At 53.7% G+C, this 16,583-nt stretch carries 14 protein-coding genes; 8 read left to right on the top strand and 6 right to left on the bottom strand.

Annotated elements, in window-relative coordinates; translation table 11 throughout:
• Positions 1-583 (bottom strand): DsbA family oxidoreductase (locus HOL66_14640; protein MBT5245472.1); only part of this gene is annotated, 583 nt, incomplete at its 3' end.
• Positions 584-587: 4 nt separating this feature from the next.
• Complete coding sequence (locus tag HOL66_14635) at positions 588-1,934, bottom strand: diguanylate cyclase (protein ID MBT5245471.1); 1,347 nt, start codon at positions 1,932-1,934, stop codon at positions 588-590.
• Between the two features lie 273 nt (positions 1,935-2,207).
• Here HOL66_14635 and HOL66_14630 point away from each other — a divergent pair, with 273 nt between their 5' ends.
• From HOL66_14630 to HOL66_14600, 7 genes are all read left to right on the top strand, one after another.
• On the top strand, positions 2,208-3,434 hold the full coding sequence (locus HOL66_14630) for a polyhydroxyalkanoate depolymerase (protein ID MBT5245470.1): 1,227 nt from the start codon (positions 2,208-2,210) through the stop codon (positions 3,432-3,434).
• Complete coding sequence (locus HOL66_14625; GenBank protein ID MBT5245469.1) at positions 3,431-4,507, top strand: tartrate dehydrogenase; 1,077 nt, start codon at positions 3,431-3,433, stop codon at positions 4,505-4,507. Before HOL66_14630 ends, HOL66_14625 begins: the two co-directional genes overlap by 4 nt.
• Before the next feature lie 152 nt (positions 4,508-4,659).
• Positions 4,660-5,931, top strand: coding sequence for an FAD-binding oxidoreductase (locus HOL66_14620; GenBank protein ID MBT5245468.1), 1,272 nt, complete (start codon positions 4,660-4,662; stop codon positions 5,929-5,931).
• 9 nt (positions 5,932-5,940) lie between these two features.
• Positions 5,941-7,296 carry a glutamine synthetase gene (locus HOL66_14615; GenBank protein MBT5245467.1) on the top strand — a complete coding sequence of 452 codons (1,356 nt, stop codon included), beginning with the start codon at positions 5,941-5,943 and terminating at the stop codon, positions 7,294-7,296.
• Positions 7,293-9,332 carry an FAD-dependent oxidoreductase gene (locus HOL66_14610; protein ID MBT5245466.1) on the top strand — a complete coding sequence of 680 codons (2,040 nt, stop codon included), beginning with the start codon at positions 7,293-7,295 and terminating at the stop codon, positions 9,330-9,332. The genes HOL66_14615 and HOL66_14610 overlap by 4 nt, the downstream gene beginning before the upstream one ends.
• A gap of 18 nt (positions 9,333-9,350) precedes the next feature.
• A complete protein-coding gene (gene speB / locus HOL66_14605; protein MBT5245465.1) occupies positions 9,351-10,271 on the top strand; it encodes an agmatinase in 921 nt (306 codons plus the stop codon).
• Between the two features lie 9 nt (positions 10,272-10,280).
• Positions 10,281-10,829, top strand: coding sequence for a cupin domain-containing protein (locus HOL66_14600; GenBank protein ID MBT5245464.1), 549 nt, complete (start codon positions 10,281-10,283; stop codon positions 10,827-10,829).
• A gap of 17 nt (positions 10,830-10,846) precedes the next feature.
• Here HOL66_14600 and HOL66_14595 read toward each other — a convergent pair whose 3' ends face one another.
• From HOL66_14595 to HOL66_14585, 3 genes are read right to left on the bottom strand one after another with little or no spacing between them, the layout of a single operon-like run.
• A complete protein-coding gene (locus tag HOL66_14595) occupies positions 10,847-11,206 on the bottom strand; it encodes a hypothetical protein (GenBank protein MBT5245463.1) in 360 nt (119 codons plus the stop codon).
• Positions 11,207-11,260: 54 nt separating this feature from the next.
• Positions 11,261-12,634 carry an aspartate aminotransferase family protein gene (locus HOL66_14590; GenBank protein ID MBT5245462.1) on the bottom strand — a complete coding sequence of 458 codons (1,374 nt, stop codon included), beginning with the start codon at positions 12,632-12,634 and terminating at the stop codon, positions 11,261-11,263.
• A 50-nt stretch (positions 12,635-12,684) separates the two neighbouring features.
• Complete coding sequence (locus HOL66_14585; protein MBT5245461.1) at positions 12,685-13,446, bottom strand: gamma-glutamyl-gamma-aminobutyrate hydrolase family protein; 762 nt, start codon at positions 13,444-13,446, stop codon at positions 12,685-12,687.
• Positions 13,447-13,515: 69 nt separating this feature from the next.
• Here HOL66_14585 and HOL66_14580 point away from each other — a divergent pair, with 69 nt between their 5' ends.
• Positions 13,516-14,679 carry an MFS transporter gene (locus tag HOL66_14580; protein ID MBT5245460.1) on the top strand — a complete coding sequence of 388 codons (1,164 nt, stop codon included), beginning with the start codon at positions 13,516-13,518 and terminating at the stop codon, positions 14,677-14,679.
• On the opposite strand, the gene HOL66_14575 is transcribed toward HOL66_14580, so the two are convergent.
• Complete coding sequence (locus tag HOL66_14575; GenBank protein ID MBT5245459.1) at positions 14,668-16,449, bottom strand: aminopeptidase P family protein; 1,782 nt, start codon at positions 16,447-16,449, stop codon at positions 14,668-14,670. The two genes, HOL66_14580 and HOL66_14575, sit on opposite strands and share 12 nt — an antisense overlap.
• Positions 16,450-16,583: the final 134 nt, after the last annotated feature.

The following is a 16,583-nucleotide window of genomic DNA, read 5'->3' as shown; positions in this document are numbered from 1 at the left end:
GGTCCTGGGCTCCGGAAATGATCATGTTTTCGTTGAAGACGTAGGAAGGGACACCGTTAATGCCTAAGCGGTGGGCATGGGCGTTGGCGTCGTAGATGTTGGCAATGCCGTCGTCACTTTTCAGGTGGGTGCTGAAGGCGTCTGCGTCCAGACCTGTATTATCTGCGATGCCGATCAGGACATCCGTCTCGCCAATATTCAGGCCTTCGACAAAATATCCCTCGAACAAGGCCTCAACGGCGGTTTCGGCTTTGTCCTCATGGGCCGCGAATTGGACCAGCCTGTGGGCGTCTATGCTGTTGGGGGTGTGGCGGATGGTGTCGAAATTAAAGCCGATCTCGACAGACAGGCCGACATCGGCGATGGCCCCGTAGATGCGCCTGATGCGGCTTTCGGAACCAAACTTTCCGGCCAGATAAGCATTGCGGTCAATGCCACCTGATGGCAGTTCCGGGTTGAGCAGGAATGGCTGCCAATTGATAACAGGAATCGGGCCGCCGCGTTCGGCCAGCATTTGCTCAAGCCTGCGCTTGCCGATGTAACACCAGGGACAGACGGCGTCGAAAAGGAAATCAATCTGCATGAGACTAATCCAGGTTGGCGTGGGCTCTATCGATCAGGGCATCAATGGTATCGCCTTTTTCGATCTCGGCAATACCGTATTCAACTGAAATGCTGACCGGCTGATAGACCTCGTCCAGGGCGAAATCGGTATAGGCCAACACCCCGGCAATACGGTTCATGACGAAAAGGGCTTCCTCTAACGGCGTGTCGGGCAGGGCGATGCAGAAATCGTGACCGGTGTAGTGGGCGACCATGTCCTCGACACGGACCATGGCGTTGATCCACTGCGGAAGCTGTTTAAGCAGATGCTCGCTGGCAGCTTCGCCGAACTGTTCCTTAACGCCCGGCGCGTCGGGGAACGAGAAGAAGACCAGCGTTAAATGCTTGTCCCTGATGCGGGCCGCTGCAACCAGGGATTCCAGATGGGCGCGCATGTACTCAAAAGTATAAGCGCCGGTACGGGGGTCGGTTGTTTCAGGTGTTTTGGTGTTAAGCATGGATTGGCGGATCAACCAACGGCTTTGCTGACGCCGTCCAAGAATGCTTAAAGTCGATGAAAGTTCGCCATCTTCGGCCCTTCGCGACAGCACCCTTGTCGCCCCGCCTTGCAAGGCGGTGCTGATGTCAATGCCACCTTCGTGCGGATTAATCAGCACCACCGGCATGTTGTAAAGCCTTGGGCTTAAACGGATTTGATTACACAAATCCATGGCCTGTTCGGGACTCACGGCTGAGCCGACCTCGTCAATAGCCAGAAAACAGGCATCGAAGAATGGTTTCGAGCTTAATAAAAGATTGGCGGTGAAGGCGTTGGGTGTCGTCGTGATGGCGCACTGGTCGCCCATGGTCTTTTTCAACGCCTCGACCTCACCCAGATCACGACCGATCTGCAACAACTCAAGCTTCGACTGGGCAGATAAGGGGGGCAAGGGTTCGACGCTGGCGCCAAATCGATTTGCTAGGCCTAAGCGTTCGGTCAATTCGCGGCGCATGGTGGCTAGGCGCAGGAGCGGTATCAGGCGCGGGCGCAAATCATCTAGGGTGGCGGGCTCGGTAAAAATATCATCTATGCCGGCCTCGACAGCCTGGGCGAATTGTTCTTCCGAGCCATCGGCCCCAAAAACAACCACCGGCATCCCGCCGAAATCAGGATTGGCGACAACCTGGGCCGCCAGTTCCATGCCTTCCAAATCGGCTGAGGCAAGGTCAATCAGGGCCAGATCGGGTTGGCCGATGCGGGCTTCTTCGAGCAAGCCTGTCGCACTGGTGCAACGGGTTGCCTGAAAGCCGTTTTCGGACAGGCTCGCAGCGAGATCGTCCAGACGCGAACCGCTGCTGCCTGCAATCAGAACATTGGCTAATCGGCTCACGGTTTGGCACACCCGATGATATGAGTTGGAAGCGAAGCGCGCCCCAGCGCACCGTTGATCCGGTCATTATGAAGAATCAGTGCAGCAAATTCAATTTATTAGAAATTTACACCATTTTGGCAATTTACGTACTCTTTGACCGATTTTTTCTTTTGTAAAATCAGTGGCTTATTGCAGTACATACGCTTTTGCTGTTGTTTCATTACGGAGCGCGGTACTGTTCGCAGGTGCAATATTGCATGTGCAACAATTTTGTCGAACAAGGCTTCCTGAATGCTCTACCACGCCTATGAATTGACTCACGCGACGCTGGCTCCGCTTAAGGCGCTTTCCGAACTGGGCCAGAAGATTAATTCCTCTATCTACAATCCCGTCGCCTATACGCCTATCGGGCGGTCCATGGCGGCTTCTTTTGAAGTCTTCAATCGGATGACCCGCCGTTACGGCAAGCCTACGTGGGACATCGAGACGACAACAGTCAACGGCAAGAGCGTGGATGTTGAAATTGATATCCAGTTGTGTACGCGTTTTTGCGACCTGATCCACTTCCGCCGTGACCTGCCTGAGTCGAAAAACAGGAAAGATCCAAAAGTATTAATCGTCGCCCCCTTGTCGGGCCATTACGCGACCCTGTTACGTGGCACTGTGGAAGCCATGCTGCCCGAGCATGATGTTTATGTAACCGATTGGCGTGACGCGCGTATGGTGCCGCTGTCATTGGGGCCATTTGACCTTGATGATCATATCGACCTGATGATCGACTTCATGCGCTATCTGGGACCGGATGTGAATGTTATCGCCGTTTGCCAGCCAGCGGTGTCGGTTTTGGCGGCGGTGGCGTTGATGGCGGCGGAAAAAGATCCCATGCAGCCACATTCCATAGTTCTGATGGGCGGCCCCATCGATACCCGCGAAAATCCGACAAAGGTCAACAAGCACGCCGAAACAAAAGACTTGTCGTGGTTCGAGAATTCGGTGATCTCACGGGTTCCGTTCCCGCTTGCCGGGGCCATGCGCAAAGTCTATCCCGGTTTCGTTCAGTTGACCGGTTTCATGACCATGAATCTTGATCGTCACATGAAAGCCCATGTCGGACTTTATAATCACCTTGTCGAAGGCGATGGGGATTCGGCCGACCAGCACCGGGAATTCTACGACGAATACCTGTCGGTGATGGACTTGCCGGGAGAATTTTTCTTGCAGACCATTGAGACGGTGTTCAAGGAACACTCCCTGCCAAAGGGCACCATGAAACATCGTGAAACGATCGTTGATCCGTCGAAAATCAGGAAGACGGCGCTGATGACGGTCGAGGGCGAAAAGGACGACATTTGCGGCATAGGCCAAACCAGTGCCGCCCATAAACTGTGCAGTAATCTGTCTGACGATAAGAAATTGCGTCATATCCAGATGGGGGCCGGTCATTACGGGGTCTTTAATGGCAGGCGCTGGAAAACCGAAATCCAGCCCCTTATTGCCGGGTTCATTCGTAAAAAATGACGACATACCGTATCGCCGCCATTCCCGGGGATGGTATCGGTAGCGAAGTCATTAGCGCCGGGCTCGAGGTGCTGGCCGCCCTGGCCGAAAAAGACGGCGGCTTTAGTCTGGATGTTCAGTCATTTCCCTGGGGTGCCGACTATTACCTTGAACACGGCCAGATGATGCCCGCGGACGGCCTTGATACCCTGAAGGGTTTTGACGCCATTTATTTTGGTTCAGCCGGTGACCCAAGAATTCCTGATCACATTACCCTGTGGCAGTTACGCCTGAATATTTGCCAGGGATTTGGCCAGTACGCCAACGTCCGCCCGACCCGGGTGCTGGCCGGCGTCAAAAGCCCGCTTGAAGGCATCGGTCCCGGTGATTTCGACTGGGTTATCGTGCGCGAGAATTCGGAAGGCGAATACGCCGGAATTGGCGGGCGCGCCCATCAGGATTTCCCCCAGGAAGTCGGTATGGATGTCAGTGTTTTCACCCGCAGCGGTGTCGAGCGCATTCACCGCTTTGCCTTTGATCTTGCCCGAAGCCGTCCACGAAAGCTTTTGACCATGGTCACCAAATCCAATGCCCAGCGTCATGGCATGGTGATGTGGGATGAAATTTTCGATGTTGTGAAAGTCGATTACCCGGACGTCCAAACTGACAGGATGCTGGTAGATGCCATGACCACCCGCATGGTGCTCGACCCCAAAAGCCTGGATACCATCGTCGCCACCAATCTGCACGCGGATATTCTCTCTGATCTGGCGGCGGCGCTGTCGGGCAGTATGGGGATTGCGCCAACGGCCAACTTGCGGCCGGAAAAAGATTTCCCGTCAATGTTCGAGCCCATACATGGTTCCGCCTTCGATATCATGGGGCAGGGCATCGCCAATCCGATCGGCGCCTTCTGGTCGGCTTCCATGATGCTGGAGGACTTGGGTGAATATCCGGCGGCGGCGCGTCTGATCGCGGCAATCGAGCGGGTGACGGCAGCCGGTCGGGTGATGCCAAGGGATCTGGGCGGCGAGGCGACGACAAGACAGGTCACGGACGCCGTGATTGAGGCTCTTCGCAGCGCTAACGATTAGCTTTCACCTGCACTGATACTTTCAACAGTTGCTCATAATTCAGCCTATTTGGGCTTTTTTTCGTTTTATTTGTAAATTATATTGAACACCAGATGGGTTTGATAGACAGTCTGTGTGTTGGTAATATCGATTTTTTGCAAAGAGCGACATGAATGAGTGAGCACACGGCTTCCTACTACGCAGCAACCGCCAATGACGATATCCGACATCCTCAATTGACGGAGGATATTAACGTCGATGTTTGCGTCATCGGCGGTGGTTTTACCGGCATTTCTTCGGCCTTGCATCTTGCCGAGCGAGGTTACGATGTGGTGTTGCTGGAAGGCGAGCGCGTCGGCTGGGGGGCATCGGGCCGGAACGGCGGACAGATTTGTACGGCCTACAATAAATCCATGAATACCATTGAAAAACTGGTTGGCAAGGATGGCGCCCAGGCCATGTGGGACGTCGAGGTGGATTCAAAAAACATGATCCGCGAGCGGGTCGAACGCCACAACATCGACTGTGATCTGCGTTGGGGATATTTACACGCCGCAGCAAAACCCAGCCACATGGGCTGGGTCAATGATACCCACGAAGAGTGGGAACGTTATGGCTATACGGACACGGCTGTTTACGACAAGCAACGGCTTGAAGCGCATTTGCAGTCAAAAATTTATCATGGCGCGCTTTGGGAAAACAACGCCGGTCACCTGCATCCTCTGAATTACGCCCTGGGTCTGGCGCGTGCGGCAAAAGAAGCGGGGGTGCGGATATTTGAGGACTCGCGGGTGCTGACCCTTGATAAAGGGCCAACAGTATCTGTAAAGACCGACAAGGGAAGCGTTCGGGCAAAATTTCTGGTTGCGGCGGGTAATGCCTATCTTGGCAACATGATACCAAAACTTTACCGCCGGGTGATGCCTGTCGGCAGTTTTATTGTCGCCACCGAACCCCTGGGAGCGGAGCGGGCGTCAGCCCTGATTGCCAATAATGACGCCGTAAGCTGCACCAACAACATTGTCGATTATTACCGGCTGTCCAGCGATGGCCGCATGTTGTTTGGCGGGCGCGCCAACTACAGTGGCTATGAGCCGTCCGATTTGTTTGCCGCCGTCAGGCCCCGCATGTTGAATGTCTTCCCGCAACTTGCCGACGCACGGCTTCATTACGCCTGGGGTGGAAATCTGGCGATCACTCTGGATCGCTTGCCCCATGTCGGATCGATGGATGGAAATATCTTCTTTGCCCACGGTTATTCCGGTCATGGTGTCGCCCACACGGGCATTTGTGGCAAGCTGATCGCCCAGGCCATTGCCGGAACCGCTGAACAGTTTGACGTGATGGCGAAAATCCGCCACCAGCCGTTCCCCGGCGGGCCGATCCGTACGCCAATGCTGGCCTTGGGCATGTTATATTACAAAATGCGTGATTATTTAAGTTAGGTGATATTGATGAGCGAAGTTTCCGAATTTTTGGACAAGCATCCGGACGTTGATACCTTCGACACTATTATTCCGGATCTTTGTGGTGTCATTCGTGGCAAACGCATAGCCCGCGATGGCGTCCGGTCAATTTACAAAAAAGGTTTCCAAATTCCCGGCTCCTCGGTGTTTCTTGATGTGCGGGGGGATACGGATGATCCGGGTGGCATGGGGGTCACTGACGGCGATCCTGATGTGACTGCCCATCCGGTTGCCGGTTCTTTGGTCATGGTGCCGTGGTTTGAAAAACCAATGGCGCAGTTGCTGGTTTCGTTCTTTGAAGAGGATGGAACGCCCTACATTTTTGATCCTCGCCATGTTTTGCAACGGGTGCTGGATCGTTTCACTGACATTGGCTTGAGGCCGGTTGTTGCGTTGGAGCAGGAATTCTATTTGCTTGATCCGGAAGGCGGCCTTCAAGGAAATCCGAAACCGCCGATCCTGCCTTCCACAGGACGCCGCGCTTCAGGAACGCAAGTCCTGAGCATCAGCGATCTTGAAGGGTTTGCGTTGTATCTGGATCAGGTGGCGGAAAGTTGCAAAATTCAAAAAATTCCGGTCGGGCCTGTGACGGCTGAACTGGCCACCGGACAATACGAAATCAACCTTATTCATACTGATGATCCGTTGGTCGCCTGTGATCACGCCTTGTTGTTACCGCGTGTGGTCAAAGGGGTGGCGCGCGCCCACGGCGTCAATGCAACATTTATGGCGAAGCCTTACCCGGATCAGTCAGGTAGCGGGATGCATATGCATGTCAGTCTGATTGATGAAAAGGGAAACAATGTCTTTTCGGGGGGTGATGAAACGGGCAATGAAACCCTGCATTTCGCAGTCGGTGGATTGCTGGGTACGATGGCTGATGCGATGGCCCTTTTTGCCCCCAACATCAATTCCTTCAGGCGTTTTATGCCCGGAACCTACGTCCCTGTTTCTCGTTCCTGGGGTGCTAACAATCGCTCCGTAGCAATCAGGATTCCAGCCGGGGACGACGCCAACCGCAGGTTAGAGCACAGGATTGCCGGGGCCGATGCTAATCCTTACCTGGCCCTGGCTGCAGTTCTTGCCGGAATGCATCACGGGATCAGTAAAAAAATATCCCCGCCACCAGCAGCGGGCATTGATACCCCACCGCAGGAAGATCACGGATTGCCAAAAAAATGGCACCGGGCTCTCGACGTGTTGGAAAAATCTGAGGTTATGGCAGATTATCTGGGTAAGGAATATTGCGACCTGTACGTCACCTGCAAACGTGACGAGATGGAAAGTTTCATGGCTGAGGCCAGCCCACGTGAATACGAATGGTATTTGAGGCCTGAAGGATGAGCCGCGATCCCAGATACGATATTCTGTTTGAACCGGTGAAGATCGGTCCGGTGACGGCGAAAAACCGTTTCTATCAGGTTCCTTACTGCAACGGCATGGGCCATCGTTACCCTTCGAGCACGGCGGCCATGCGGCGCACCAAGGCCGAAGGCGGCTGGGCTGTCATTTGTACCGAAGAATGCGAAATCCACCCCCGCACTGATGTTTCACCCAATGCAGAAGAACGTTTGTGGGATGACAGTGATATTCCCCACCTGGCGCGGATGACCGACGCCGTTCACGAGTATGGCTCGCTGGCCGGTATCGAGCTGGTTTATCAGGGCCATGAAACGGTTAATCGCTACAGCCGTGAAGTCCCCATGGCCGTATCCAACCTTATCGGGTCAAACCTTGATCCGGTGCAGGCCTACGCCATGGATAAAGCGGACATACGTGATGTCCTGCGCTGGCACCGTGAGGCGGCGGTGCGCGCCAAGCAGGCCGGTTTCGATATTGTTTACTGTTATGCCGGACACAACCTGTCACTGCCCATGCACTTTATGTCCCGTCGTTTTAATAACCGTACCGATGAATATGGCGGCAGTCTGGAAAACCGGGTTCGTTTTTTCCGCCAGATGATCGAGGAAACAAAAGAAGCCGTTGGTGACACCTGCGCTGTCGCCGTGCGTTTGGCGGTCGATGAATTGTTGGGACCTGATGGCATTACGGCGGCTGAGGAAGGTCGCGAGATCGTCGAGATGCTGGCGGAGTTACCTGACCTTTGGGACGTCAACATCAGTAACTGGGCAAATGATTCTGAAACGTCTCGCTTCGGGGAAGAAGGGGCGCAGGAAAAATACATTTCCTTCGTTAAAGGCCTGACCACGAAACCGGTCGTCGGGGTGGGTCGCTTTACCTCGCCTGACGCCATGGTCAGTCAAATCAAACGTGGTGTCCTTGATATGATCGGCGCGGCCAGGCCGTCCATTGCCGATCCTTTCCTGCCCAACAAAATCGAGAGCGGCGACCTTGACAGCATCCGTGAATGCATCGGCTGCAATATCTGTGTCAGTGGCGATAATATGATGACCCCGATGCGTTGCACGCAAAACCCGACAATGGGTGAAGAATGGCGACGCGGGTGGCACCCCGAAAAGATCCCCGGGAAAAAATCAGAGAGCAAGATTTTGGTCATTGGTTCCGGCCCTGCCGGGCTTGAATGTACCCGCGCCTTGGGCTTGCGTGGCTATGATGTGACACTGGCCGAAGCGAAAACCGAACTGGGTGGACGTGTCGCCAATGAATGCAAGTTGCCGGGCCTTGGCGCCTGGGGCCGGGTTCGCGATTATCGGGTCGGGCAAATCCAGACCATGACCAATGTGGAAATTTATCTCGATAGTAAACTTGACGCCGAACATGTGGAAGAAATGGCCGCCGATCATGTGGTCTTGGCGACCGGGGCGCACTGGCGTCACGATGGGCTGGGTCGCGCCAACACCAAGGCCATCCCTGGTAGTGACGGTGCACAGGTTATAACACCCGATGACATTATCGCCGGGGCGACACCCGCAGGACCAGTAGTGGTGTTCGACGATGATCACTATTACATGGGCGGCGTCATCGCCGAAGAATTACGCAGTCGGGGTCTCGAAGTGACGCTTGTGACTCCGGCTACCGAAGCATCAAGCTGGACCCATAACACCCTTGAGCAGGAGCGCATTCAGACACGTTTGCTGGAAATGGAAATCAAAATCGTCACCTGTCAAAATCTTGTAGAAATTCACGCCGGTCATATCGACCTGGCGTGTGTCTATACGGGGCGACAAACAAGCTTGCCGGCTGTCAGTGTTGTTTTGGTGACCATGCGGCTTCCTGATGACACGCTATACCGGGCACTTTCTGAAGCTGGCAATGTCACACGAATTGGTGACGCCCTTGCACCGGCGACCATTGCCCACGCTGTCTACGCAGGCCACCGCTACGCCCGCCAATTGGACGAGCCTGAAAATGACGGTGTTTCGTTCAAGCGTGAGCTTTCCCAGCTTGGTGAATTTTAAAAACCGGAGTGACATTCAATGATCGAGCAACCGACATTTTCAGGGATCAGACGTTTTCTTCAATTTCCCGACCAATTAATTGAAGGCGAAAAACCAGACGTCACTGTGGTCGGTATTCCTTTTGATTTGGGAACCACCAACCGTCCCGGTTGCCGTTTCGGTCCGGCCGCTATCCGTGATGCCAGCTTTATGTTGATGGATGGTGCACATCCTGAATTAAGGGCCAATCCTATTGAAGACCTTCGCTGTATCGACGCCGGCGACCTGAACATCGCCAATGGCTATCTGGAACAGTCACTGGAAATGATCGAAAACCAGGTCCGCGATATTGATAGCCATCTCATCGCCCTTGGCGGTGACCATACGGTGACCTTGCCGATCTTACGAGCCCAGGCTGAACGCAATGGCAAGGGTATCTCGCTGCTTCATTTTGACGCGCATGTGGATACCTGGAAGGATAATTTTGGTACCCCTGTTGGTCATGGCACGCCGTTTCATTACGCCGCCCAGGAAGGTTTGATAGATCCCAAACGCAGCATTCAGATTGGCATCCGTTCGCCCGTTGGTAACGACGTCATGGATTACACAACCGATGAGTTGGGATTTAATGTTGTCAGCGCCGAACAGGTTCACACCGGCGGGGTCGAGGCGGTCGTTGCGGCGATCAAAAAGACGGTTGGCGACAATGCTGTTTACCTGACCTTTGATATCGACGGCATTGATCCTTCCCAGGCACCGGGCACCGGAACCCCGGAAGTTGGCGGGTTGTTCACCTGGCAGGCGTTGGCGATTATGAAAAAGCTGGGTGATCTGAATCTTGTTGGCATGGATATGGTCGAGGTCGCCCCCGCCTATGACCAGGCGCAAATCACCTCGCTGGCAGCCGCGACGCTGGTCTGGACTTATTTGTGCCTGTTGGCAGTCAAAAAGAACACGTAGGAAGGTAAAATGGCTATCGATATTGGTGAGCGCCTTAAAACCATTCGCAAGATGCACAATTTGTCGCAGCGTGAATTATCGCGCCGCGCCGGTGTCACCAATTCCACCATTTCGCTGATTGAGCAAAACAGGGTCAGCCCTTCCATTGATTCATTGAAGAAGGTTCTGGCGGCGTTGCCCATGAGTCTGATTGATTTCTTCACCATGGACATGAAACCAAAACAGGATTCATTCTTCAGTCGTGATGATCTGGTTGAATTGTCCGATGGCGGCTCATCCCTGTTGCTGGTCGGGGCGACCCGCAAGGACAGAAAACTGCGTGTCCTGCATGAAACCTACGCCCCGGGTGGGGGTTCGGGCGACAACATGATCAGTCACGAAGGCGAAGAATCCGGCGTCGTCATCAAGGGCACAATCCAAATTACACTGGGCACCGAAGTCAGGGACCTGAAAGAGGGCGAGGCCTATTACATCGACAGCCTTATGCCCCACAGCTTCCGCAATGTCAGCGACGAGGAATGCCAGATCGTCAGCGCCGCCACACCACCTAATTTCTGAATCAGATCGGAAGTGCTCTAAGCCAACAATCCCCGGTTGGGATCAGGTATCGCCACCGTGCTTTCACTAACCGAAGAAATGGTCTCGCCCTGGGCAAGCCCGGATTGAGCGGCGGCTCTTGCCTCATCGGCACTACTCGCCGAGATCGAAGTGGCATGACTTTCACCTGATCTTTTGCTGATCATCACGGTGAACGTATGTTTTTGATTTGTGCTGCCTTGATCGGATTGGGCGTCCGGCGGATTCGATTCACCAGAGGATTCAATTTTCTTCTCGGCGTTGTTTGGCACCGGGTTGTCGAGGGCAGGGTTTTGAACGTCATGCCCACGCTGTTTTAACGGGATATCCTGTACGATCTTCGTATTGATGTCAGCCATGACTAAGGTTCTCCTTGATGACTAATTTTATCGATGGCCTATTTTAGGCCAGTTCTATGAAACTGCCAAATCCTGGGCCGATTTATCAAGACATTTTTCGATAACGACCATCAATTCATCAATCTGTTGCTTGCTGATGATCAGCGGCGGCGACATGATCATGCTGTCCCCGGTGGCACGCATAATCAGTCCGTTGCTTGTGCAATGATCGCGACAAATGGTGCCGGCATTTCCGGTTGGATCAAACAGGGTGCGGGATTTTTTGTCTTTTACCAACTCGATTGCAGCAACAAGACCAATACCGCGCACCTCACCGACAAGCGGATGGTCTTCCAGTTCGCGCAGTCTTTTTTGCAAATAGGGACCGGTGTCGGAGCCGACTGTTTCGATGATCTTTTCGCGCTTTAAAATTTCGATGTTGGCCAGGGCGACGGCGGCGGCGACCGGGTGTCCTGAATATGTGAAGCCGTGATTGAATTCGCCACCTTCATCGATCAGCACCTGGGCGACCCGGTCATGGACCATGACAGCAGATATAGGCAAGTAACCTGATGACATGCCCTTGGCCATAGAAATCAAGTCGGGCTTGATGCCATAGGTGTCGCTGCCGAACCAGTTGCCGGTACGGCCAAAGCCACAGATGACCTCGTCGGCGATCAGCAGAATATCATAAGTCTGGCAAATGCGCTGGATTTCCGGCCAGTAGGTATCAGGCGGAACAATAACCCCACCGGCGCCCTGGATGGGTTCACCAATAAAGGCGGCGACGTTATCCGGCCCCAGTTCCTTGATTTTATCTTCCAGTTGGCCCGCGATCTTAACGCCGAATTCATCGGGGCTCAGGTCTCCGCCCAGGTGATACCAGTAAGGTTGTTCGATGTGGACGATACCGGGGATTGGAAGCTCCCCTTGTTCATGCATATAGGTCATGCCGCCAAGGCTGGCCCCGGCCATGGTCGAGCCATGGTAGGCGTTGTTGCGGCTGATGATGGTTTTCTTGTTTTTGCAGCCCTTCAGGTCCCAATAGCGGCGCACCATGCGAACGACCGTATCGTTGGCTTCCGATCCGGAATTGGCGAAGAAGGCGTGATTGAAGCCCTCGGGCGTAATCTCACTAAGGGCCGCAGAAAGTTCCGTCGCTGGCATGGTGGTGGATTGGAAAAAAGTGTTGTAGTAAGGCAGTTCCTGCATTTGCAGGCGCGCCGCTTCGACCAGTTCACTTCGGCCATATCCCACATTGACGCACCACAACCCCGCCATGCCGTCGAGCAACTTGTTTCCCTCCGAATCCCATAGGTAGACGCCTTCACCCTTGGTGATGACACGGACCCCTTTGGCGTTCAGGGATTTACTGTCGGTAAACGGATGCAGATGGTGTTCCGCGTCCTGTTGTTGCCATTGTTCGGTAGTGTTGGATATGGGGTTCATGACGGGACCTGCTACTATTCAAAAGTGTTCAATATAATTTACACTTATCCTTAACGGCTGTCCATGTATTCCCGGCAAGCAGCTGAAAATTTCTCAAACAGGGACAGGTAAAAGGGGTTTTCCGTGACCTTCCATTCGGGATGCCACTGTACGGCGATGGCAAACGCCTTCGCCTGTTTGACCGACACCGCTTCGATCAGGCCGTCCGGGGCTTTGGCTTCCCAAAGCAGATCATCGGCAAGGCGATCAATACCTTGGCCGTGCAGGGAATTGACCCGGGCTGTGTCGCAGCCAACAATATCCCTGAATACGCCATCAGGATTGATCTCGATGGCGTGTACGGGATCATAGCGAAGGGCAATATCCAGATCGGGATTTTCCCGATGATCGAGCATTCCCGGTTGATCCTGAACCATTTGATGAAGGGTGCCGCCGAAGGCGACGTTTATTTCCTGAATTCCCCGACAGATACACAAGGTCGGAATGCCCGCAGCAATAGCCTCGCGGATCAGGGGCAGGGTGGTTGCGTCCCGGTGCGGGTCATGCAGGGTTCCTTCTTCACTGTCATCACCTTCATAATGATGGGGTTCGACATTTGAGTGGCTACCGGTAATGAGCAGCCCGTCAACCCGTCCAAGCAGTGATTTCCTGTCCAGGGCGTCGCCCGTGGTCGGGATAATCAAGGGTACGGCATGGCAACCCTGTTCAATCGCTCTGGTGTATTTGCGGCCGGCGCAATCGTAATCGATGCCGTGAATATCTTTACGGCATCCCGATACACCGATCAGTGGAGGTTGGGACTTGTTGCTCATTATATTTTACAATATCATAATTTAAAATGCGGCTTCAATGCCTTAATAATCAAGTAACACGGATTTCCAATGAGTGAAAATAAAAGGCCCGTCAGAACCCTGTCCAGCAAGACGGCAATCAGCATCTTTTTGATTGCCGTTCTTGGTGTCGGCGTTGTTATTGGCATGACGTTCCCGCTCGTGACGTTGTCGCTGGAACGCATGGGGTTGGGGCCCACTCTCATCGGCTTTAATAGCGCCACGGCGTCACTTGGCATTTTGGTTGTGGGGCTTGTCAGTGCCCGTTTGCTGGCCAGGTACAGTACGTCTTTGGTGGTGATAGCGTCCTGTATCTTGTCGGTGACCTCGCTGGTCCTGCTGCCCATTATCGGGACTGTCGCCGGGTGGTTCATTCTGCGCTTTTTGATGACCCTCGGCCTTGGTTTTTTATGGCTGATTTGTGAAACATGGCTGAACGCCGTTGCCGTTCCTGAAAATCGCGGAAAAATTATGGGTTTGTATGGGGCTGCATTTTCAGGCGGTTTCGCCCTTGGCCCATTGGTGATCTCCCTTACCGGATCCCAGGGGTGGTTTCCGTTTGCCCTTGCTGGCGGGTTTTTGGCTGTCTCCTCCCTGCCAATGTTGTTGCTGGGTGATTACCAGGATGAAAAAGAGGAAGAGCCCGCGGGTCATCTTCAAATTTTTCGTCTTCATCCCCTCATCTTTTTCGTCGCCTTTGCCGCCGGATTGTTTGAAACGACGGCTTATGCCTTGTTGCCCATCTACACCCTGGGCGAGGGTCTTGGTGAAAATGGCTCCATGTACGCACTAAGCGCTTTTTCTGCCGGTGGAATCGCTTTCCAGTATCCAATGGGCAAATTAGCGGACGCTGCCGGAAGAAATGCCCTACTGCTGATCACGGCTCTTAGTATACTGGTCGGAGTCGTCGCCATTCCCTTTGTCGTCGGCTCATCTGTTGGATTGCTTGCCGTTCTGTTTTTGCTCGGCGGCAGCATCTTTGGCCTCTACACACTTGGCCTTATTTTGTTAGGTGATGGTTTTGGCGCAAAAAATCTTGTTGCGGCCAATGCTATCTTTATCATTGCCTATGAATCCGGGGCCGTTGTCGGACCGGCATTTTCGGGCTCGGCGATGGATGTTTGGCCCGATAACGGATTTGTCGGTTTTCTATTGATCTGTGCCGTTCTGTTCGCAGGTATGGCTGTGAAAAAAGCGCGACAGTCAAGCGCTTAAGGGCGCGCACGTTGCGGCCAGCCACTGACGTTCATCTTCATCCAGATGCTCAGCGGCGTAGTCAAAAACTTTTTTGTAATAGTCATCGAGCCAGGCAAGTTCCTGTTTATTCATCAAGCTTACGTCAATGAGTTTACGGTCCATGGGAACAACGCTTAAGGGGGCGAATTCAAGGAATTTATCGATAGTGCTGTCGATGACGACAAACAAACTTTCAATGCGGATGCCGTACTGATTGGGAAGATAAAGCCCCGGTTCGTTGGATATAAACATCCCCGCTTCAAAAGGAACGGTGCTGCCTGCGGCCAACCGGTGAGGGCCTTCATGGACACCCAGAAAAGAACCGACACCGTGGCCGGTGCCATGCTGATAGTTCAAACCATCGCGCCACAGGTGTTGACGAGCCAGCGCGTCCAGTTGCCCGCCATTGGTGCCGACGGGAAACCGGGCCGAGGCAATGGCGATGTGACCCTTGAGCACAAGGGTGAAGTGCTTGCGCATTTCATCAGATGGAACGCCGACTGCCAATGTTCGGGTGATGTCGGTGGTGCCATCCAGATACTGGCCGCCGCTATCAAGCAGCAACAATGATCCTGTTTCAAGTTGCCGGTTGGTTTCGGGGCTCGCCATATAATGGACGATGGCGCCATTGGGGCCGGCCCCGGCGATGGTGGCAAAACTTAAGCCCTGGAACAAATCTATTTGTTCCCGAAATTCCAGAATTTTCACCTCGATATCCATTTCCGTTAAAGGCATTGAGGTGCTGGCCTTATCAAACCATTTGAGGAACCGTATCATGGCCAGCGCGTCGCGCCTGTGGGCAGCGTGGGCACCCCTGATTTCGGTGTCGTTCTTAAGCGCCCGTTGCAGGCTGGATGGGTCAGTCAGGTAAACAATTTCCGCTCCTGCCTCCCTTAATCGATTACTGATCCAGTCCGTCGCCGTGGATTTGTCGAGGCCAACTTTCAAACCGGCACTGCCAGCTTCATCCAGTTTTTCGGCAAACATTTCCATTGCGTATAGTGTTGTGCGATTGCCAAGTGTTGCCTTTGTCTGCGCTGAAAATTTGCCCGGGTCGGCAAAAAGATCAGCATGACCATTGGCGTGAATAAGGGCAGTGGCCTGCGTCAAAGGGGTAAATGCCGTATCGCCGCCACGAATGTTGAAAGTCCAGGCGATGGCGTCCATTTCGTTCAGGACGATGGCCTCGGCATCGGACTGTTTGAGGGCCTCGGCAATAGCGTCGATCTTGTCATCACTGCTGCGGCCTGTGTAGGCGATGTCGTGATGACTGACCGGTCCGTCAGGCGGGGCAGGGCGATCGCACCACAAACGGTCTATGGGATTATCCTTGATAGCAACTGCCTCGACTTGCTTCTTCTTCAAGGCGGCTTTCAGGGTTTGAATGTTGGCGATGCTGTGTAGCCTTGGATCGTAACCGATACGCGCTTGCTCGGCCACGTGTTTGGCCAGCCATTCGACCGGGGTAGGGTCACGGTGGCCGTGGACCTCGACCAGCGCCTGATCGACTTGCTCGGGAGCCTGCAGAGTATAACGACCATCGACAAACAGGTGAACCTTGCCCGCGTACAGGATCGCCGTACCGGCGGAGCCTGTAAATCCGGTCAGCCACTTAAGCCGCATGTTATTTTCGGAAATGTACTCGCCCTGGAATTCGTCGGCATATGGAACAATAAAGCCATCAAATGCGGCTTCAGCCAACAATTCCTGAGTCGCTTTGATAGGGCTTGCGGGTGGCTTGCTGTTCATGACGTTCCGGTGTTGTTTTTCTTATATTCCAAGGTGGGTTATCGCAGAATATCATTTAAGTGACCAGTAACAGATTTAAAGGACTATTTCCCCTTGCATTTGCTCGCTTTGCAGCGTATTTAACCGCCTCGTAT

It is taken from the genome of Rhodospirillaceae bacterium (genome assembly GCA_018662005.1).
In the GTDB taxonomy this organism is placed as follows: domain Bacteria; phylum Pseudomonadota; class Alphaproteobacteria; order Rhodospirillales; family JABHCV01; genus JACNJU01.
Note: the sequence above shows the minus strand (reverse complement) of the source record. Positions and strands in the feature narration are given on the sequence as shown.

Bases quoted from the DNA above. Each gene is read 5' to 3' on its own strand.
- HOL66_14595 (MBT5245463.1), bottom strand. From the start codon at position 11,206: ATGGCTGACATCAATACGAAGATCGTACAGGATATCCCGTTAAAACAG.
- HOL66_14580 (MBT5245460.1), top strand. From the start codon at position 13,516: ATGAGTGAAAATAAAAGGCCCGTCAGAACCCTGTCCAGCAAGACGGCA.
- HOL66_14585 (MBT5245461.1), bottom strand. From the start codon at position 13,446: ATGAGCAACAAGTCCCAACCTCCACTGATCGGTGTATCGGGATGCCGT.
- HOL66_14590 (MBT5245462.1), bottom strand. From the start codon at position 12,634: ATGAACCCCATATCCAACACTACCGAACAATGGCAACAACAGGACGCG.
- HOL66_14620 (MBT5245468.1), top strand. From the start codon at position 4,660: ATGAGTGAGCACACGGCTTCCTACTACGCAGCAACCGCCAATGACGAT.
- speB (MBT5245465.1), top strand. From the start codon at position 9,351: ATGATCGAGCAACCGACATTTTCAGGGATCAGACGTTTTCTTCAATTT.
- HOL66_14615 (MBT5245467.1), top strand. From the start codon at position 5,941: ATGAGCGAAGTTTCCGAATTTTTGGACAAGCATCCGGACGTTGATACC.
- HOL66_14610 (MBT5245466.1), top strand. From the start codon at position 7,293: ATGAGCCGCGATCCCAGATACGATATTCTGTTTGAACCGGTGAAGATC.
- HOL66_14625 (MBT5245469.1), top strand. From the start codon at position 3,431: ATGACGACATACCGTATCGCCGCCATTCCCGGGGATGGTATCGGTAGC.
- HOL66_14575 (MBT5245459.1), bottom strand. From the start codon at position 16,449: ATGAACAGCAAGCCACCCGCAAGCCCTATCAAAGCGACTCAGGAATTG.
- HOL66_14630 (MBT5245470.1), top strand. From the start codon at position 2,208: ATGCTCTACCACGCCTATGAATTGACTCACGCGACGCTGGCTCCGCTT.
- HOL66_14600 (MBT5245464.1), top strand. From the start codon at position 10,281: ATGGCTATCGATATTGGTGAGCGCCTTAAAACCATTCGCAAGATGCAC.